Source organism: Streptomyces iconiensis, from assembly GCF_028657195.3.
GTDB lineage: Bacteria > Actinomycetota > Actinomycetes > Streptomycetales > Streptomycetaceae > Streptomyces > Streptomyces iconiensis.
The window spans coordinates 1-18704 of the sequence record NZ_JANCPR020000060.1; the positions used below are offsets into that span (position 1 = coordinate 1).

The 18704-nt window shown below is 71.4% G+C and carries 15 protein-coding genes and 1 pseudogene; 8 read left to right on the forward strand and 8 right to left on the reverse strand.

What is annotated here, in order from left to right; genetic code table 11:
• Positions 1-111: pseudogene (locus NMN56_RS37410) on the reverse strand (electron transfer flavoprotein subunit beta); the annotation flags it as partial.
• A gap of 198 nt (positions 112-309) precedes the next feature.
• Between NMN56_RS37410 and NMN56_RS37415 the strand changes: the two are divergent.
• Positions 310-1197 (forward strand): TetR family transcriptional regulator, encoded by an 888-nt coding sequence (locus tag NMN56_RS37415; protein WP_274045271.1) that lies wholly within the window; start codon positions 310-312, stop codon positions 1195-1197.
• A gap of 222 nt (positions 1198-1419) precedes the next feature.
• Here the strand turns inward: NMN56_RS37415 and NMN56_RS37420 are convergent, their stop codons facing one another.
• Positions 1420-2379, reverse strand: coding sequence for an AraC family transcriptional regulator (locus NMN56_RS37420; protein WP_274045128.1), 960 nt, complete (start codon positions 2377-2379; stop codon positions 1420-1422).
• Positions 2380-2662: 283 nt separating this feature from the next.
• On the opposite strand from NMN56_RS37420, the gene NMN56_RS37425 reads away from it, so the two are divergent.
• From NMN56_RS37425 to NMN56_RS37450, 6 genes are all read left to right on the forward strand, one after another.
• Complete coding sequence (locus NMN56_RS37425; RefSeq protein WP_274045127.1) at positions 2663-4171, forward strand: 4-hydroxyphenylacetate 3-hydroxylase family protein; 1509 nt, start codon at positions 2663-2665, stop codon at positions 4169-4171.
• A 5-nt stretch (positions 4172-4176) separates the two neighbouring features.
• Positions 4177-5616 (forward strand): MFS transporter, encoded by a 1440-nt coding sequence (locus NMN56_RS37430; protein WP_274045126.1) that lies wholly within the window; start codon positions 4177-4179, stop codon positions 5614-5616.
• A gap of 112 nt (positions 5617-5728) precedes the next feature.
• Entirely contained in the window at positions 5729-6649 is a 921-nt protein-coding gene (locus NMN56_RS37435; RefSeq protein ID WP_274045125.1) for an SDR family oxidoreductase, read from the forward strand.
• A 454-nt stretch (positions 6650-7103) separates the two neighbouring features.
• On the forward strand, positions 7104-8330 hold the full coding sequence (locus tag NMN56_RS37440; RefSeq protein ID WP_274045124.1) for a monodechloroaminopyrrolnitrin synthase PrnB family protein: 1227 nt from the start codon (positions 7104-7106) through the stop codon (positions 8328-8330).
• Positions 8318-9613, forward strand: coding sequence for a flavin-dependent oxidoreductase (locus NMN56_RS37445; protein ID WP_274045122.1), 1296 nt, complete (start codon positions 8318-8320; stop codon positions 9611-9613). Before NMN56_RS37440 ends, NMN56_RS37445 begins: the two co-directional genes overlap by 13 nt.
• Positions 9614-9913: 300 nt before the next feature.
• Positions 9914-10432: a lytic polysaccharide monooxygenase gene (locus NMN56_RS37450; RefSeq protein ID WP_274045120.1), complete on the forward strand. Its 519-nt coding sequence runs from the start codon at positions 9914-9916 to the stop codon at positions 10430-10432.
• 187 nt (positions 10433-10619) lie between these two features.
• On the opposite strand, the gene NMN56_RS37455 is transcribed toward NMN56_RS37450, so the two are convergent.
• The 5 genes from NMN56_RS37455 to NMN56_RS37475 all read right to left on the reverse strand — a co-directional run bounded on the left by NMN56_RS37455 (position 10620) and on the right by NMN56_RS37475 (position 16076).
• A complete protein-coding gene (locus NMN56_RS37455) occupies positions 10620-11318 on the reverse strand; it encodes a LysE family translocator (RefSeq protein WP_274045119.1) in 699 nt (232 codons plus the stop codon).
• Positions 11308-12768, reverse strand: coding sequence for an MFS transporter (locus NMN56_RS37460; protein WP_274045270.1), 1461 nt, complete (start codon positions 12766-12768; stop codon positions 11308-11310). Before NMN56_RS37460 ends, NMN56_RS37455 begins: the two co-directional genes overlap by 11 nt.
• 80 nt (positions 12769-12848) lie before the next feature.
• Positions 12849-13445, reverse strand: a complete 597-nt coding sequence (locus NMN56_RS37465) for an ArsR/SmtB family transcription factor (RefSeq protein WP_274045118.1) — start codon at positions 13443-13445, stop codon at positions 12849-12851.
• Positions 13446-13577: 132 nt separating this feature from the next.
• Positions 13578-14684, reverse strand: coding sequence for an amidohydrolase family protein (locus NMN56_RS37470; protein ID WP_274045117.1), 1107 nt, complete (start codon positions 14682-14684; stop codon positions 13578-13580).
• Complete coding sequence (locus NMN56_RS37475) at positions 14685-16076, reverse strand: type I glutamate--ammonia ligase (RefSeq protein ID WP_274045116.1); 1392 nt, start codon at positions 16074-16076, stop codon at positions 14685-14687. It abuts the gene before it with no gap.
• A gap of 249 nt (positions 16077-16325) precedes the next feature.
• On the opposite strand from NMN56_RS37475, the gene NMN56_RS37480 reads away from it, so the two are divergent.
• Positions 16326-17345, forward strand: a complete 1020-nt coding sequence (locus NMN56_RS37480) for a helix-turn-helix domain-containing protein (protein ID WP_274045115.1) — start codon at positions 16326-16328, stop codon at positions 17343-17345.
• 104 nt (positions 17346-17449) lie between these two features.
• Here NMN56_RS37480 and NMN56_RS37485 read toward each other — a convergent pair whose 3' ends face one another.
• Positions 17450-18667 (reverse strand): acetyl-CoA C-acetyltransferase, encoded by a 1218-nt coding sequence (locus NMN56_RS37485; RefSeq protein WP_274045114.1) that lies wholly within the window; start codon positions 18665-18667, stop codon positions 17450-17452.
• Between the last annotated feature and the right edge of the window lie 37 nt (positions 18668-18704).

Here is an 18704-nt window from a genome sequence, read left to right on the forward strand (position 1 = left end):
CGAGAGCAGACCGTCGACCGACTCGCGGTCAGTGGTCAGATCCTCCGCGAAACGCCGGTCACCCGCAGCGTCAGGCACATACTTCACACAGACAACGATCCTCAAGCTCACGCCGGCTCTCCTACTGGTGCTGAATGGACTGCTTGTCGAACGTAGTTGATGACCGCGAGGTTATGACACTCCGTACCCTCTGTAAAGGTACTCAGTGCCAAATCGCCGTTCCGGTGCTAGGTTCCGGGCATGACTGAGGTGCGCAGACGACGTAAGGGCGCGGGTGCGGCCCCTGCTGAGGCGGCTGCCAAGGCACCCATGCGGGAGGTGCTGGCGGAGGCCGCGTTCCAGCTGTTCATGGAGCGGGGATTCGAGCAGACGACCGTGGACGACATCGTGGCGCGTGCGGGCGTGGGGCGCCGTTCCTTCTTCCGCTACTTCCCCTCGAAGGAGGACGCGGTCTTCCCCGACCACGAGAGCTGCCTGGCCGAGGTGACCGCTTTCCTGGAGGGTGCGGACACCCGTGGGGGAGAGGAAGCGGGCGAGGAGGCGGGCGCCGGCGAGGGCGGCGAGGACCCGGTGCGCAGGGTGTGTGACGCGGCGCGGATCGTGGTGCGGATGTACGCGGCCAACCCGGAGTTCTCCGTACAGCGGTACCAGCTCACGCAGGAGGTTCCCGGGCTGCGGACGTACGAGCTGTCAGTGGTGCGCCGCTACGAGCGCACGCTGGCCGGGTTTCTGCGCCGGCGGTACGAGGGCGCGACGGACGGGGCGCTGCGTGCCGAGGTGATCGCCGCCGCCGTCGTGGCCGCACACAACAACGGGCTCCGTACCTGGCTGCGTTCGGGCGGCGAGGGCGACGCTGAGGCGGCCGTCGACGATGCGCTCGGGCTCGTACGTGCCGTGTGGGGGAGTACGGGTGACCATGCGCGACCTGCCGCCCGCACGGCGGCTGGTTCCGGCGCGGCCGGCGCCTCGGGTGCGGCTGTTGCTTCCGGTTCTGCTTCCGGTTCTGCTTCCGGCGCGTCAACTGCCGCCTCCGCCGCCCCCGTTGAGGACGGCCCTGCCGCTGAGGCGGGTTCCGCCGCTCCTGCCGCCTCGGCCGGGCGGGCGGACGAAGGGGACGTGATCGTCATGGTGGCCCCGAGGGGTGCCCCGCTGTGGCGGGTGGTGCAGAAGGTCGAATCGGCTCTCGGGGAGAGCTGACCGGGGGACGTCAGGGCACTCGGTACCGTTCCGCAGCGACACCCAGTGCCCCGCACCCGGACCCCCGCACCCGGACCCCCGCACCCGGGCCCCCGGGCCCCCGGGCCCCGGGCGGGCCCCCTGTCCCCAGCGCCACCAGCCACAAGCGCCACCAGCCCTCAAGTGACCCTTGCCCCAAGCGAACCGCCCCTGCCTCAAGCTCGGCTTCTGCCAAGGGCCCGTTCAGGCTCCCTCGCCCAGTTCCTGGAGGCGGCGTTCGCGGGTGGCGCGGTACTCGCCGGGGGGTGTGCCGAACTCGTTGCGGAAGGCGAGGTGGAAGCCCACCGTGCTCTGGTAGCCGACGTGTTCGGGGATCTCGCTCAGGGGGATGGCGGTGCCGGTGAGCAGTTGGGCCGCCTCCTTCATGCGCCAGGACGTCAGGTGGCGCGCTGGGGTGTCGCCGACGAGTTGCCGGAAGAGCTTGGCGAACGCCGACCGCGACATGCCGGCTTCCTTGGAGAGCGAAGTCACCGTCCAGGGCCGCCAGTAGGCGGTGTAGATCTGGGTGAGGGCCTTGCTGATGCCCGGGTGGCGCAGGGCCTGGAGCGCGGGGGAGTTCTCCGTGAGCTGTTCCAGGGCGACCCGCAGCGACAGGGCGAAGATCATCTCGAAGGCACGCAGCATGATCAGGCGGGTTCCCGGCCCGGTGCGGTCGATCTCCGCCGTCAGCGACTCCAGGGTGCGCAGCAGCAGCGTCTCCCGTTCCAGGGCGTGCACGCGCAGCACGATCACCCGGGGCAGCGCGCGGTAGAGCGCGGGTTCGCTGGCCGCGTCGTAGTGCAGGCTGGCGCACAGCATCGCCGTGTCGGGTGCGTCGCTGCCGATCCGGATGATGCGGGACTTGCCCGCATGGGTGTGCGGCAGCAGCGTGTTGAGGGCCACGGTCTCGCGGTCGGGGGCGTCGGCGAAGGTGTGCGCTGTGCCGTGCGGGAACACCGCGAGGTCTCCGGGGTGCAGCCGAATGGGCTCCGAGTTGTCCTCAAAGGATATGGAGCACTCGTTCTCCAGCATGTAATGGACGACCGCGCAACTGTCGTCCGTGCCGCGCACGGCCCATCTGCCGCCGGCCAGCCATTTACTGAAGAACACTCCCTGCAGACGCAGGGGCCGTAACAGTTCACTGAGCACGTCGTCACCTGACATGGACAAACCTTAAGCCTCGGCAGCGCATCGTTTATTGATCGCGGTCGCTGCGGGAGACACCTTGTTTCCGGGACTGCCGTCCTGCAGGGCGGTGAGCAGGGGGTGGACGAGCGGGGGGTGGGGAAGGGTGAGGTGGCGCCTCGTCCGTTTCCGTGGTCTCCGTGGTCTTCGCGGCCCCCGCCCCGGCACGCGACAGGGAACCCGGCCCTCAGGGCCCGGGGCAGCAGCCGCGCCGTGAGCCGAACCGGCGCGGCCCGACGAACGAGAGCACGCGAGGAGAGAGATGATCCGCACCGGCCAGGAGTATCTGAATTCGCTGCGTGACGGGCGCGCGGTGTGGTTCGACGGTGAGTTGGTCAAGGACATCACCGAGCACCCGGCATTCCGTAACACGGCCCGTTCCCTCGCGCGTCTTTACGATCTCGCGAACGAGGACGCGTTCCATGAGTCCCTCACCGTCGTTCCGGAAGGAGCGGGCGAGGAGGAACGTATTCTCCGCGCCTACCACGTTCCGCGCACGTACGAGGAACTCGTCGCGCGGCGAAAGGCGTTCAAGACGTGGTCGGAGGCGAGTTTCGGATTCCTGGGACGTTCTCCCGACTACATGGCGGCCGGGATCGCGGGATTCCTCGCGAAACCGGAACTGTTCGCGACCCCGGGTTTCGACGGCTCCGACAATGTGCGCGCCTTTCACCGGCGCATGTCGCGGGGGCATCTCTACGAGGCGTTCACCATCAGCAACCCGCAGATCGACCGTACGAAGCCGGCCTCGGAGCAGGAGGAGAACGACCTCTTCGTGCGTGCCGTCGAGGAACGGGACGGCGGAGTCGTCGTGCGGGGCGCCAAGATGGTCGGGACGGCCGCCGTCTTCGGTGACGAGATCATCGTGGGCACGATCGAACCGCTCGCCCCGCAGGACGTCGACTACGCGCTCTGCTTCTCGATACCCGTCGACACCCCCGGCCTCTCCTTCGTCTCCCGCGCCTCCTACGAGGCGAACGCGCGCAGCGTCTTCGACAACCCGCTCTCCTCGCGCTTCGACGAGAACGACGCCCTGCTGGTCTGCGAGGACGTCTTCGTACCCTGGGAGCGGATGCTCGTCTACCGCAACGTCGAGGCCAACCTCGGCATGTGGTGGAGCACCCCCGCGTACAACAACTTCGTCCACCAGGCGTCGACCCGCTTCTGGACCAAGCTGGAGTTCCTCACCGGCCTCGCCATCCTGATAGCCAAGGCCAACAACACCTACGAACTCCCGCCCGTCCAGACCCAGATAGGCCGCCTGATGGGCTGGCTGAACATCGCCAAGTCCATGGTGCTGGCGGCCGAGGCCGACTACGAGCACACCGCTGCGGCCGAACCCTCCGTGCACCTCAACCGCGAGATGGCCTCCGCACACCGGGCGATGGCGGGTGACCTCTACCCGCGCTTCCTGGCCGAGATCAAGATGCTGGCCGGCGGTGGCCTCATCCAGCTCCCCGCCTCCGGCTACGACCTGCGTCACCCCGAACTCGGGCCGCTGGTCGCGAAGTACATCCGCTCTCCAGGGCATCCCGCCGAGGAGCGCGTCAAGCTGCTCAAGCTGGCCTGGGACGCGCTCGGTTCCGAGTTCGCCTCCCGCCACGAGCAGTACGAGCGCTTCTACCACGGCGCCCCGCACGTCTACTTCCCCGGCATCGTCAGGGACGGCCGCCCGGACCTGCTGGAGGAGTTCGCGCGCACGTGCCTGGACGGCTACCAACTGGACGATGTCCGGGGCCACGGCGGGGACAGCCGCAGCGGGGACAGGTGAAGACCGTGGCACGCAGCGACCAATGGCGCTCGCTCGCCCTGCTGGCGTGCGCCCAGTTCGTCCTGATACTCGACACGGCGATCATCAATGTGGCCGCGCCCTCCATCGGGCGTGACCTGGACATCGCGCCGGCGCAGCTCTCGTGGGTCGCCAACGCGTACCTCGTCTCGTTCGGCGGGCTCCTGCTGCTCAGTGGCCGCGCCGCCGACTTCGTGGGGCGGCGCACGCTGTTCACGGCCGGGCTCGGTGTGCTCGCCATCGCCTCCCTCGCCGGCTCACTGGCCACCACGGCGCCGCTGCTCATCGCCGCGCGTGCGGGGCAGGGCCTGGGTGCGGCGATGGCGGCGGCAGCCGCGTTCGCGCTGCTGCTGGCGCTGTTCCCCGAGGGGCCCGACCGGCACAAGGCGCTCGGTGTCTTCGCGGCCATGGCGGGCGCCGGGGGAGCGGCGGGCACGGTGCTCGGCGGCATGCTGACCAGCTGGCTGGGCTGGCAGTCCACGTTCGCGATGAACGTCACCGTCGCGGTCGTCCTGATCGCCTGCGCCTTCCGGCTGCTTCCCGCCGCGCCCCCGGCCAAGGCGGCGCGCGGCTTCGACCTGGCGGGCGCCGCCACGGTGACGGGCGGGCTGGCCCTCCTCGCCTACGCGCTGGTCAACACCGCGCAGACCTCCTGGACGGCACCCGGGACCCTGCTGACGGGCGGGGCAGCCGTCGTGCTGCTCGCCGCTTTCGTGGTGATCGAACGGTTCGCCGCCGTCCCGCTGGTGCCCCCTTCGGTCTTCCGCCGGCGCACCCTGCGGCGTGCCAACATCCTGGCCGGGCTCTCGCAGGTCTCGCTGTTCCCCATGTTCTTCCTGGTGAGCCTCTACCTCCAGGCCGTACTGGGGTACGAGCCCGTCGCGGGAGGCTCGGCGCTGCTGCCGCTGTGCCTGGTCGTCATGGGCGTCGCCTCCCACGCGGGCCGGCTGATCGGCCGGCTGGGGCTGCGCACGGTGATGTGCGGGGGCTTCCTGATGGTGGCAGGGGGCATGGGCTGGCTCTCCCTGCTGTCGGCCTCGGGGCCCTACGTGAGCGAGGTGCTGCCCGCGACCCTGGTCATCGGGGTGGGCCTGCCGCTGGTCGCCGTCACCACCAATGTCGCCGCGACGGCCGATGCGGGGCCCGAGGAGATCGGGCTGGCCTCGGGACTGGTCAACACCAGCCTCCAGTTCGGCTCCGTCATCGGCCTCGCCGTTCTCTCGGCCGTCGCCGCCGCCCGGTCGGACGCCGTGGGGTCCACCGGTGCCGAGGCGCTGACCGAGGGCTTCGCCGCCGCGTTCCTGACGGGCGCGGCCGTCGCGCTGGCCGGAGCGCTGCTGAGCCTCGCCCTGCGCCGGCCGACGGCGCCCGGAGTCTCCACCCCACTGGGCGCGCCCGGCGAACCCGGCGCGAGGACGCCGGCATGACGGGCTGGACGCACGTTAAAGCCGCGTCGCCTTTCCTTAATTGAATACCTGTTCGCGTGCGGAGAGGCTCGCTCCAGCGCGTACAGGACATACGAACCGGAGGTAGCACCACATGACCGAGGCCCGCTGGAAACACTTCCTGGTGACCGGAGCCACGGGATTCCAGGGAAGCGCCGTCGCAAGGCTGCTGACCTCCCAAGGACACACCGTGCGCGGATTCGCGCGGCATCCGCAGAACGCGTCAGGCGTCGCGCCGAACGGAACGGAGATGGTTCTCGGCGACCTCGCCGACCGTGAATCCGTGCTCCGTGCGTTCGAAGGAATCACCCATGCCTCCGTGGTGATTCCGCTCGCGTACGACCGTGAAATCGTGCTCAGTTACGCACGGAACATCGCCGACGCCGCACGCAGCGCGGGTGTCGAAAGGCTCGTCTACAACACCAACACGCCCATTCCCGGCGCGCGTACACACCGCCCGGGTTTCGAGACGCGGCGCGACGCCGAGGCGATCCTGCGCAAGAGCGGCGTACCCACCGTCGTTCTGAGCCCGCCGGTCTATCTGGACAACCTCTTCAGCCCCTGGAACGGTCCTGGGCTCGTCAACGACGGCGTGCTCGCCTACCCGCTCCCCGCCGAACAGCGCGTCTCCTGGCTCTCGCACGCCGACCTCGCGAAGGCGACCGTCGCGGCACTGGAGCACGACGGGCTCGACGGCGAAGTGATCGCACTCGGTGGCCCCCAGGCGCTCACGGGCCACGAGCTGGCCGACCAGTTCGCGCGGGGCCTCGGCAGGGACGTGCGGTATCTCTCCCTCGAAGTGGAGCAGTTCGAGTCGGGGCTCGCGCAGCTGCTGGGCAACGAGGCGGCTGCCGGTGTCGCCAGCATCTACCACCATGTCAGCGACGGAAGGGCGACCGACCTGCTGGCCGTCGACGCGGCGGTGCTGGAACGCAGGCTCGGCATCCGCCTGACACCCACCGTCGACTGGGTCGCACGCCAGCCCTGGCAGCAGTGGTCAACGGTCGGTGCCTGACACTGGGCACAGCACCCGGGCGCGGCCCGTACACCACGGTGTACGGCCACGTCCGGGGAAGTGAACGCCATCGGCCCGTCCGACGGCTGAACGGGCCGGGCCCGCGGCCCTGTCCGACCGCACCACCCGGACCCCTCAGCCCGCCCGCGGGAGGCGGCGCACCACCGCACGGCACCGAACGACGCGGCACCGAACGACACGGCGCTGAATGACACGGCACCGAACGACGCGGCGTGCACGCGCACGACGCAATCCGGACGGCGCCCCGCACACACGACGCACCGCACACGAGCACATCGCACCGCACACCCGCACACCGCACGCATCGCACGGCACAGCAACGGATCGCCCAGTACGTACGGCAACGGATCGCGCACGTTCCCAGGAGACGACCCAGCTCATGAGTCCGATGATCGATCATGGCAGTGACGCGCAGACGGAGAGAGTCCGCGCGATGGACCCCCTCCGAGCCGACGGGGCGTGTCAGGCGTTACGCACATGGAACGGGACCGCGGACATCGCGGCGATGGCAGCCGCGCTGCGTACGCTCGTTCCCGCTCTGCCCGAGGCCGGGGCATACTCCGCCGACGAGGCGCTGGCGGCGATGCGCGACCTCGGGATCTTCCTCGGCTCCCTCAAGCGGCACGGCACCGAACCCCTCTCCCTGGTGCCCGAGGCGCTGCCCGTACTGACCGAACTCGGCCGCCGCACCGGCATGGTGCCCCGCGACACCGTGCACCACTACTGCACCTGGAACCCCGTCGGCGAGCGGCGCCGGATGTACACGGGAGACGCGCAGGAGGCGCACCTCCAGGACTCGGTGCGCATGGTCTTCCCCAGCCTGCGCGACGGTCTGGAGAAGGGCAGCAGCCTCTCGGAGACCGATCCGCTCGACCCGAAGTTCGCCCTGCTGATGGACGAACTCGCCGCGCTGCTGGAGTGCATGGTCGAGTCCATCACGATGGTCATCGACCGGGTGTCGCCCCACTGGTTCGCGCGCGAACTGCGCCCCTACTTCGAGGAGATCACCGTCGGCGGACGCGTCCTGCTGGGGCCGGCGGCGGCGCAGGTACCGCTGTGGCTGCTCGACCAGGTCGTGTGGGCCTCCGACCACGCCGAGCCCGAGTACGCCGAGTTCCTGCGCGAGTCGGTGCCCTACAGCCTGCCGCGCTGGCGGGCCTTCTACGGCCACTGGAGCGTCGTACCCTCCGTCGTCAGCCGCCTCGTGCAGTGCTACGGCGACGACCCGGAGGCCGCCGAGCTGCGCCACCCCCAACTGCGGCTCTCGGCCGAGGCGTTGATCCGCATGCTGCGCGTCGTCATCGTCTTCCGCGGGCGCCACCTGGGCATCGCGCGCCAGGCGTACGAGTCGGAGGTGCGGCTCTACCCCGTGGGCAGCGGCGGCGCCGGCGTCGACCTGCTGCGCCAGATACTCGACCTCACCCGGCAGACAGCCCGGATGAGCGGCGGCGCGGGCGTGCCCCGCCACGACCAGGCGCACCCGCTTCCCCGCACCTGCGCGGGCGCCAGGGCAGCGCAGTCACGGGCGACGGCGAGCACTCCGCACGGCTCAGCTGTACCGGCCTCGGCCCCGTCCGCGGTGCCGGCGCCGTCCGCCCCGTCCGACCAGCCGGCTCCTGTACCGGCCCTGAACGGCAAGGAGGCACCGTGGAGATCCTGATCGCCGGCGCCGGGGTCGGCGGGCTGACGGCGGCGCTGAGCCTGCACGCCGCCGGGTTCGAGCGCGTCCGGCTGGTCGAGACAGCGCCGCGCATCGCGCCCCTCGGTGTCGGCCTCAACATCCTGCCCAGCGCGGTGCGCGAACTGGACGAACTCGGCCTGTACGGCGCGCTCGCCCAAGTCGCCGTGCCCACGGGCGCGCTGTCCTACTACAACCGTTTCGGCTCCCTGATCTGGAACGAGCGGCGCGGACTGAGCGCCGGGTACCGGTGGCCCCAGCTGTCCGTTCACCGTGGCGCGCTCCAGCGCGTACTGGCGGACGCGGTACGCGAGCGGCTCGGCCCCGACGCGCTCACCTGCGACGCGAGAGTGGAGGAGCTGTGGGCCGTGGACGGCGGACGGGTCACGGTGGGGCTCTCGCATCCCATGGCGGGCGGCCGGTCCACGGCCGGTGCCGATGTGCTCATCGGCGCCGACGGCATACGTTCCGGGGTACGCGCCGCGATGTACCCCGACGAGGGCGACCCGCCGTGGAACGGGCTCATCGTCTGGCGCGGCATCACCTGGGCGCCGCCCTTCCTGGACGGCCGCACGATGATCATCGCGGGGGACCTCAGGCGCCGCGCCGTCGTCTACCCCATGTCGGCGGCGCCCAACGGCCGCCCGGTGATGATGAACTGGGCCGTCGCGCGCGCGGCCGACCCCGGTGAGCGCCTGCAGCCGGCCGACTGGAACAGGGCGGCCGAACCCGCCGCCTTCCTCGGCCACTTCGCCGACCTGGACTTCGCCTGGCTGGACGTCCCCGGGCTGGTACGCGGCGCCGAGCACGCCTACGTCTACCCGATGGTCGACCGCGACCCGCTGCCCCGCTGGACCGCCGGCCGCGCCACCCTCCTCGGTGACGCCGCACACGCGATGTACCCGATGGGCTCCAACGGCGCCACCCAGTCCATCATCGACGCACGCGTCCTGGCCCGCGCACTGGCCACCCACGAGGACGCCGACGAGGGCCTCGCCGCCTACGAGTTGGAACGCCGCCCCCCGGCGACCCGGCTCCAGGAGAAGGGCCGTAAGCGCGGCCCTGAGATCGTCATCGACATGGCGCACGAACGTGCCCCTGAGGGATTCGACCGCATCGAGGACGTCATCCCGCCCGACGAACTGGCCAACATCTCGGCGCTCTACGCCCAGCTCGGTGCCTTCGACCCGGAAACGGTCAACAACCGGCCCACCTACAACGTGCCCCTTCACAGAAGAACCCACCACTGCGGGGGAACCCGCTGACCAAGGCGACCCCGGGTGCGGCAACGCGGCCGTACCGGCGGGGAGTTGGGCGCGTGGCAGGGCGGGCAGGGGTTCTTGAACCATGAACGGCACTCTTGACCGTGGGCAGACAGCCGGTAAAGTCTAGACCAATTGCGGAGCGCGAACCCGGGCCGGCCGGGTCGCGGCTGTCAGGACTTCACGGGGCTGCCGTAATCCACGCCGGTGACGGAGACGTCTTCGTGCCCGCTCTACCCCCCACTCGATGAGGCTGTCGCCACGGTACGGGTGAGTGACGGTCTTCACCGTGAAGGAGTTGACATGCACAAGAAAAGGAAGCTGGCCGCGCTCATCGGGGCCGGAGCCTCTCCGCTGCTGGTCCTCGGCCTCTCCGTGACCCCCGCCAGTGCCCACGGCTACATCAGCGACCCGGCCAGCAGGCAGGCGCAGTGTGCGGCGGGCGTCGTCGAGTGCGGTTCCATCAAGTACGAGCCGCAGAGCGTCGAGGGCCCGAAGGGCCTCCAGGACTGTGCGGGCGGCCACGACGAGTGGGCCGAACTCCGTGACGACAACCACGGCTGGAACGTCGCCAATGTCGGCAGCTCCGCGACCTTCAACTGGAAGCTGACGGCGGCCCACCGCACCACCACGTGGGACTACTTCATCGACGGCCAGAAGATCGCCTCCTTCGACCAGGGCGGCCAGCAGCCGCCGTCCGAGCTGTCCCACAAGGTCGACTTCGGCGGCAAGAGCGGCAAGCAGACCGTGCTCGCCGTATGGAACGTCGCCGACACGGCGAACGCGTTCTACGCCTGCGTCGACGTCAACATCGGCGGCTGACCCCACCGTCGTCCCGTGACGACGCCCCTTGCCTCCGTCCGGCGCGCGGGGCAGGGGGCGTTGCGGTGTTGCGTCTCCGCCCACGTGGGGGCCGCACCCGGAAGTGCGCGACCGGCCCCGAACAACCCCAGGCCCGCGACGCGCGACCAGGGTCACTCCCTCCCCGACGCGAACCACCGGACACGAACTAACGCTTCTGCGCCCCCAGCCGGCCCGCCAGGGCGAGCATCGCGAGGCCGGTGCCGGCATCCAGGAGGCGCTGGGCGCGGCGGGTGAGGCCGAGGCGCTTCAGCCGGGCACCGATCGCCGCGTAGCCGCACGCGCAGCAGAACTCGACGGCGATGTAGGCGACGCCGAGTGCCAGCAGGGGCGGGGCGACGTGCGGGGCGCCGTCCGTGAGGAACTGCGGGAGGAAGACGGTGAACAGGAGGAGGGCCTTCGGGTTGGAGGCCGCCACCACGAACTCCTGCCGCGCCAGCTTCCACGAGCCCATACCTCCGGGCTTCCCCGGCGTCGCCGTCAGCTCGGTCCCGGACCGGTGGGCGCCCCGCACAGCGGTGGGGCGCGTGCCTCGTACAGCCGTGAAGCGCGTGCCTCGTACGGCCGTGAAGAGGGAGCGGCAGCCCAGCCAGGACAGATAGGCGACGCCGCACCACTTGACGAGCGTGAAGACACGCTCCGAGGTGGCCAGGACCGCGCCCAGGCCGGCGGCGACGGCCAGGACCATCAGCGCGAAGGCGGCGAACCGGCCGAGGGAGGCGTGGATCGCGGGCCGCGGGCCGTGGCGGACTCCGTTGCGCAGGACCAGCAGTTGGTTGGCGCCAGGTGTCGCGGCCAGGAGGACGGCAGCGGGCAGGAAGGCGAGCCATTCGACGTCAGGGATCATCCGTCACGGATACCCGGTCTCCGGCGTGCGTCCCGCCGCCCCGTGTCGCATCGCCCCGTGTCCCGTCGGCCGGTGACGGGTCGGCCGGTGACGGGGCGGCCCGCGCCGTGGGGGCCGGTTGTGGTGGGGGTTCGGGGTGTGGGGTGCCGGAGGCGGTCGCTTGGGTGCGGGCGCGGTCCATCTCGCGCCATTCGGGGCGCAGTCCGGCCAGGTTCGTGGTGAGGAAGTAGAGGGCGCCGCCGGTGAGGAGGACGGGGACGAGACCGAAGGCGGCGACGGCGGCGCCGGCTGCCAGGCCGCCCAGGGGGATGCCGGCCCAGGCCAGCGAGTCGCCGAGGGCCTTGACGCGGCCGAGGAGCGGGCGCGGGACGCGTTCGAAGGCGAGGGCGCCGAGGATCGGGTTGAGGAAGCCCGCACCGAAGCCGCCGACGGCGAACACGGCCAGTACCACCCACATCGGCTGGTCCGTGGCGAGGATCAGAAAGCGGGGCGCTCCGGCGAGCAGGAACCCGGCGAAGAAGACCGGCCTGCGGCGCATGCGGTGGGCGATGGCGGCGGCGATGAGGCTGCCGCCCATGCCCAGGATGCCCTGGGCCGCGTTGACCTGGCCGATCGCGGCCGGTCCGTGCCCGGAGTCGTGTGCCCACACGGGCAGCAGCACGGACATGAAGGCCGCGTCCAGGAAGTTGACGACCGCGATCAGGACGACGACGGTCGCCAGCAGCGGGTCGCCGCGCAGGAAGGTGAAGCCTTCGCCGAACCTGCGCCAGTATCCGGGCCCGGGGACGAGCGTGCCGTCCGCTTCGGTGCCCGCGTGCGCCTGCGGTACGGGGCGGCCCATGCCGCGCGGCAGGCAGGCGGCGACGAGCAGCGAGCCCAGTGCGAAGCAGGCCGCGTTGACCGCCAGCCCCGCCATCGGGCCGAGCGCGGCGACGAGCGCGCCGCCGGCGGCAGGGCCGACCGTGGAGGCGAGCCGTTCGATGGTGCCCTCCAGGCCGGTCGCCCGCTCCAGCCGGATACGGCTGCGCTCGGCGGCCTCCGGAACCATGATCTGCTTGGCCAGGTCGCCGGGGCCCCGTACGGCGCCGATGACGGCGACGAGCACGAGCAGCGACGGGAACGACAGCTGGTCCGTGGCGTGCAGCACGGGGATGGCGACGGCCGCAGCCGCGCTCGTCAGGTCCGTCGTCCAGGACGTCACCCGGGGGCCGAACCGGTCGACGAGTGGCCCGGTGAGGGCCTTGACGACGACGTACGGCGCCATCTCGCAGAAGGCGACGACTCCGGTCTGTGTCGCGCTGCCGGTGGTGACGAGGACGAACCAGGGGATCGAGATCGCGGATATCCGGGTGCCGGTCAGGGCGACGGCGATGGCGGTGAGGAGCCCGGCGACCGGCCGGAGGGTACGCGGGCCGGCCTCGACGGGCTTGCCGGCCGACGCCTCCGGTATGCCGGATGTCCCCTTCGGCCCAGCCGTTTCCGCTGTGTTCTCTCCGGCTGTCTTTGCTGTTCCGGGGGTCTTGCCGCGTCTCACGAGGCGTCGGTGTCCTCTTCGGGGTCGGGGAGGAGATAGGTGATGAGTTCGACGCGTTCGGCGTCTGCCGGTGCCTCGGCGGCCTGTTCGGGGGTGTCCTTGCGGTAGCGGGCGATGACCTCGCGCAACTCCGCGCGCAGCGAGGCCGTCTCGCCCGGGGTGAGGCGCAGCGGGAAGTCGCTGAGGTCGGAGACGTCGCGCCAGGTGTGCGACATCGTCGTGAAGGCGTTCAGCGCGCGCTGCACCTGGAGGGCGTTGGTCGCGGTGACCCCGCGCAGGTAGGCGAGCGTCGCCTCGGGGTCGTGCTGGAGCATCTCCGCGCTGTCGAGCCAGGTCTCCTCGTGCGCTGCCTGCCACCACCGCTCGCGCCCGTTGCCCCGCTCGCTCAGCTCCTCGACGAACCCCACGGCGTGCAGCTGCCGCAGGTGGTAACTGGTGGCGCCGGAGTTGAGGTCGAGGCGCAGCGCGAGCTGGGTCGCGGTGGCGGGCCCGTGCTTGCGCAGCAGGCCGATCAGCTGGACGCGCACCGGGTGCGCGAGTGCGCGCAGGCCCTTGGTGTCCAGCACAACGGCGTTCGGGTGCGGTGTCTCCATAGCGCGCACCCTAGACTCCAAAGAACTCTTTGCCAAGAATCCTTTGGAGTCCTGCCGGGGGCCCGGCCCAGGAGCCCTTCTGCTGACCCCGCCTCCTACGTCAGGCCGAAGCCCCCTACGTGCCGATGCCCCCTACGTCAGGCCGTAGAGCCGGGTCGCCGTCTCCGCGGCGATCATGGCGGTGACGCGCGGGACGTCCTCGGGGGACCAGGCTTCCGCGGCCGTCCAGGTGTCGGTGAGGGTGGTGAGCGCTTCGCGGAAGAGCTGGGTGCCGACCACGTACAGCTCCGGAAGGCCGTAGGCGTCGGTGGAGAACAGGAGCTTGCCGAACGGGGTGAGTTCGAGGAACTCGGCCAGCACCTGCCCCGCGCGGGCGCCCGTATGGGAGAGGGTGAGGCCGAAGTCGACGTAGACGTGCGGGAAGACGGCCGCGAGATAGCCGGCGCCCCGGTGGTACGGATAGCAGTGCAGCAGCACCAGTGGTGTGCCGTAGGAGGCAGTCGCGCGGACGAAGTCCGTGAGTAGCAGCGGGTCGCAGCGGTCCAGGCGCAGATCCGGGTCGCCGAAACCGGTGTGGAGCTGGAGCGGCAGGCCCGTACGGACGGCGGTCCACAGCAGGTGCCGCAGCAGTACGGGGTCGGACAGCCTGCCTCCCGGCACCCGGGAGCCCAGCCAGCGGTCGGCTGCCGTGTAGATCTCCGAGGTGCTGGGCGGGTGCGGCTCGAAGTGCAGGCCGTAACGGTAGGCGATCACCGACTTGAAGCCGCGCGCCGTACGCACCGCCTCCCGTATGCCGTCGGAGAGTTCGGCCAGGAAGGAGTGTGTGTCCCGTGCGGTGTCGGCCGCGCGTTCCGCCAGCCGTTCGAGGCGGACGATCTCGTGTGCCTCGCCGCCCGATGTCTCGGCCAGTTCGCCCGGGGTGAGCAGATTGCCCGGCAGCCCGGTGTCCACGAGGAACGTGGAGATGCCGCTCGCGCGCAGCAACCTCCTGGTCGTCTCCGGCGTCCCCAACTCGGCACGCCTGTCCAGGTACTCGCGCGGCGGGCAGTGCGGTTCGAGCCCGAGCACCGGGGCACACCAGCGCCGCACGGCGAAGCCGAGCTGGGTGTCGAAGAAGGAGACTCCCGGGGGCGGGGGCACCTGCGCTTCGGTCAGGTACGACTCGAAGGTGCCTCGGTCGGGACCTGACCTGAGCACACCGTGACAGTGCTGGTCGACCAGGAGCGGGAATCCGTGCATTCAGTACCTCCCTCGGGTGGCCGCCGCGATTTCCAGCGGGGTCGCGCCGTCGAACAGCTCGCTCTCGGCCCTGCGTACGGCGGCGACGGCGCCGAACAGCGCCTCGCCCAGCGCCTCCCGCAGTACACCGGAGCGTTCGAAGTGTCCCAGCGCGACAGCCAGGCTGGTGGGCAGCCGGGGCTGGATGCCCTCGTCCACCGGGTTGCCCGTGATCGGCGGCGGCAGCCGCAGCCCCGCGCCCAGGCCCGCCAGCCCTACCGCGATCACGGAGCCGGTCAGCAGATACGGATTGGCCGCCGCGTCCACGCACTTGACCTCAGCGTTCGCCGCCTCCGGTGCCCGCTCGCCACCGGCGACGAAGCGCAGTGCCGCCTCCCGGGTCTCCAACCCCCAGCACTGATGGGCGCCCGCCCAGCGCGAGGGCCGCAGCCGCAGATAACTCGCGGGGGAGGGTGCGCCGATCGCCAGCAGCGCCGGCAACTCCCGCAGCACGCCCGCCAGGAACGCCTCGCTCTCGGGCTCCATGCCGAACGGGCCCTCGCCGCCCGCGCACAGGTTGCGTCCTTCCCGCCACAGGCTCAGGTGCAGATGCCCGCCGTTGCCCACTCCACCGGGTTCCACCACGGGTGCGAACGACGCCGTCAGCCCGTGCCGCAGCGAGACGGCGCGGATCGTCTCCCGTACGAGCACCGTCAGATCGGCCGCGCCGACGGGATCGGAGGGCGCCACCGACACCTCGAACTGCCCCTGCGCGTACTCCGGGTGGATCTGCAGCACCTCGACACCCTGCGCCGCCAGGGCCTCCAGGATGTCGCGCAGGTAGTCCGCCATCTCGGCCAGCCGCGCCATCCCGTACGCGGGCCCCGTGCTCGGGTACTCCAGCTCGGCGCCCGTCTGCGGCAGCGGACCGCGGGTGACGATCCATTCCGTCTCCAGGCCCATCCGCAGCTCGATCCCGTGCTCGCTCAGCGCCCGTTCGGCCATCCGCCGTGCGAACCCGCGCTGGCAGGCCACGTAGGGCGTGCCGTCCTGTTCGTAACGGTCGACCGGCGCCCACGCCCAACCGGGCTGCGCCGCCAGCACCGTGACCCGGTCCAGATCGGGGAAGAGCCGCAGATCCCCGTCGGGGCCGCCGATGTGCGGGCTGGAGGTCGCGGAGTCGTCGACAAGGTAGACGTCGAAACAAGGGGACATGCCGACACCCATGCGTACCGTCTCGGCCAGGCGCCCCACGGGGACCGCCTTGACCCGGGTGATGCCCGCGTTGTCCACCCAGGTGAGCGCCGTCCCGTGCACTCCGGCGGCCGTGAGCCGCGCCGCAGCGGCGCGTGCCCGCTCCTCCGCGTGGCCGTAGGGCGTGGAGCCGAGTGGTTCGGTGGTCTCTTCGGTCATATGTGCCGCCGTCCGCCGTGAGGTTCCCATGCACGTGGCGTTTACTCCGCGCGCGCTCCCCGGGCAAGGCGGGAGCACCGCGTGGCGCCCTTCACAGGAACGGTATGTGCCCCGGGCACGGAACATGGGCACTGACGTGCCTGACTCCAGGCGGAGTTGGGCAGGGTACCCCCGTGCGGTGTCAGTGAAGCGGGGAGGGAAACTGAGAAGGTGGCGAGACCTATGCGGCTACGGTACGGGAGCGGCGGCATGCACATCACTGACGTCACCGACGGCGGTCGGCCGGATGCCTCCGTCGTCGGGGACGACGGCGGAGGCGGCGCGGACGACGGCGCGGCGGAACAGGCGTGGGAGGGCACGGTGGCCTCACCCGCCGTACCCCGGATGGTGCTCGGCACCCGGCTGCGGAGGCTGCGCGAGGCGCAGTACATATCGCGCCAGGAGGCGGCCGAGACCATCCGTGTCACGCTCGGCAGGATGGAGGAGATGGAGCAGGGGCGCACCGGCTTCGCACAGCGCGACGTGGCCGACCTGCTCAGGATCTACGGCGTCACGGACGAGAACGAGCGCGCCATGATGGCCGCGCTGGCCCAGCAGGCCAACACCCCCGGCTGGTGGCAGTCGTACCAGGGCATCGTGCCCGCGTGGCTGCACACCTACATCGGCCTCGAACAGGCCGCCAGCGTCATCCGCACCTACGAGGTGCAGTTCGTCCCCGGCCTGCTGCAGACCAGGGAGTACGCGCGCGCCGTGATCGAACTCGCCCACGGTGACGCACCGGAGACGGAACTACGGCGCCGGGTCTCCCTGCGCATGCGCCGTCAGCAGATCCTGTTCGGCCCCAGGGCCCCGCACCTGTGGGCCGTCGTCGACGAGGCGGCGCTGCGCCGTCCCGTCGGCGGCCGGGCCACGATGCGGGCACAGCTGCGGCACCTGGAGGCGATGAGCGAACTGCCGCATGTGACGGTGCAGGTCATGCCGTTCAGCGAGGGCGGTCACGCCGCTGCGGGCGGCCCCGTCACGCTGCTGCGGCTGCCCGAGAGCGAGCTGCCCGACGTGGTGTATCTCGAACAGCTCAACAGTGCCACGTACTTCGAGGACGCCCCCGACATCGAGTCGTACCGCCGCGTCACCGACCGGCTGGTGACCAGCGCCACGCCACCCGCCGAGTCGACCGAACTGCTGCGGCGGATAGGCGAAGAACTGGGCGGGGAGCCGGTCTCGGAGCGGGGCGCGAAGCCGGAGGGCCGGCCCGCGCGCGGACGCTGACGGGCGGCAGCCGCGCGGCCCGTTCGGCGCGGCACCCCGGGCCCCTGCCGACCGCCCTCTGTCGGCCCCCTGTTGGTGACCCGGCAGGGGGCGACAGGGGGACGTCAGTCCGGTACGCGTTCGAAGACGGCGGCCAGGCCCTGGCCGCCGCCGATGCACATCGTCTCCAGGCCGTACCTGGCACCGGTGCGGCGCATGGTGTGCGCGAGGGTCGCCAGGATGCGGGCGCCTGTGGCGCCTACGGGGTGTCCGAGTGAGATGCCCGAGCCGTTGACGTTGATCCGGCGCTCGTGGTCCTCCTCGGTCAGCCCGAGCGCACGCGTGCAGGCGAGGACCTGCGCGGCGAACGCCTCGTTCAGCTCGATCAGGGCGATGTCGGCCGGCGAGAGGCCCGCCCGCTCCAGCGCGTCCTGTGTCGCCCGCACGGGGCCGAGGCCCATGATCCTGGCCGGCACGCCCGAGCGTGCGAAGGAGACCAGCCGCACCAGCGGGGTGAGACCGAGGCGTTCGGCCGTCTCTGCGCTGGTGACCAGGCAGGCCGCGGCGGCGTCGTTCTGGCCGCTGGCGTTGCCAGCCGTGACGGTCGCGCCGGGGTCGCTCCTGCCCCGTACGGGCCGCAGCCCGGCCAGTTGCTCTGCCGTGGTCCCCGGGCGCGGGTGTTCGTCGGCCGCGACCACGGTCTCGCCCTTACGGGCACGCACCGTGACGGGGACCGTCTCGGCCTCGAACAGGCCCTTCTCCAGCGCCTCGGCCGCACGCCGCTGGGAGCGCAGCGCCAGCGCGTCCTGGTCCTCGCGGCTGATCCCGAAGTCGCGGCGCAGGTTCTCCGCCGTCTCGATCATGCCGCCCGGCACCTGGTGGTGCTCGCCGCCCGCCGTGACCCGGCCGCGCGCGAGGGCGTCATGGAGCTGGAGGCCCGGGCCCTTGATGCCCCAGCGGCCCTCGTGCGTGTAGTACGGCGCCGCGCTCATCACCTCGACGCCGCCCGCGATGACGACCTCGCTGAACCCGGCCCGTATCTGCATCGCCGCGTCCAGCACGGCCTGGAGCCCCGAACCACAGCGCCTGTCGATCTGCGTGCCGGTCACCGACTCGGGCAGCCCCGCGTCCAGCGCGGCGACCCGGCCGATCGCGGGGGCCTCGGCGCTGGGATACGCCTGGCCGAGGATCACCTCGTCGACGGCGCCCGGCTCGATGCCCGTACGCTTCACGACCTCCGCGATCACCGTTGCGGCGAGCGTGGCGGGAGGCACGCTCGCGAGCCCGCCGCCGAAGGCGCCGATCGGGGTGCGCAGCGGCTCACAGATGACGATGTCGGACATACGGGGCCTTTCTCGGAGCGGAACGGACCGAACGAGC

What these genes read in the sequence shown, in the direction of transcription:
- NMN56_RS37415 (WP_274045271.1), top strand. Translation starts at nt 310, where the DNA reads ATGCGGGAGGTGCTGGCGGAGGCCGCGTTCCAGCTGTTCATGGAGCGG.
- NMN56_RS37420 (WP_274045128.1), bottom strand. Translation starts at nt 2,379, where the DNA reads ATGTCAGGTGACGACGTGCTCAGTGAACTGTTACGGCCCCTGCGTCTG.
- NMN56_RS37425 (WP_274045127.1), top strand. Translation starts at nt 2,663, where the DNA reads ATGATCCGCACCGGCCAGGAGTATCTGAATTCGCTGCGTGACGGGCGC.
- NMN56_RS37435 (WP_274045125.1), top strand. Translation starts at nt 5,729, where the DNA reads ATGACCGAGGCCCGCTGGAAACACTTCCTGGTGACCGGAGCCACGGGA.
- NMN56_RS37440 (WP_274045124.1), top strand. Translation starts at nt 7,104, where the DNA reads ATGGACCCCCTCCGAGCCGACGGGGCGTGTCAGGCGTTACGCACATGG.
- NMN56_RS37450 (WP_274045120.1), top strand. Translation starts at nt 9,914, where the DNA reads ATGCACAAGAAAAGGAAGCTGGCCGCGCTCATCGGGGCCGGAGCCTCT.
- NMN56_RS37455 (WP_274045119.1), bottom strand. Translation starts at nt 11,318, where the DNA reads ATGATCCCTGACGTCGAATGGCTCGCCTTCCTGCCCGCTGCCGTCCTC.
- NMN56_RS37465 (WP_274045118.1), bottom strand. Translation starts at nt 13,445, where the DNA reads ATGGAGACACCGCACCCGAACGCCGTTGTGCTGGACACCAAGGGCCTG.
- NMN56_RS37470 (WP_274045117.1), bottom strand. Translation starts at nt 14,684, where the DNA reads ATGCACGGATTCCCGCTCCTGGTCGACCAGCACTGTCACGGTGTGCTC.
- NMN56_RS37475 (WP_274045116.1), bottom strand. Translation starts at nt 16,076, where the DNA reads ATGACCGAAGAGACCACCGAACCACTCGGCTCCACGCCCTACGGCCAC.
- NMN56_RS37480 (WP_274045115.1), top strand. Translation starts at nt 16,326, where the DNA reads ATGCACATCACTGACGTCACCGACGGCGGTCGGCCGGATGCCTCCGTC.
- NMN56_RS37485 (WP_274045114.1), bottom strand. Translation starts at nt 18,667, where the DNA reads ATGTCCGACATCGTCATCTGTGAGCCGCTGCGCACCCCGATCGGCGCC.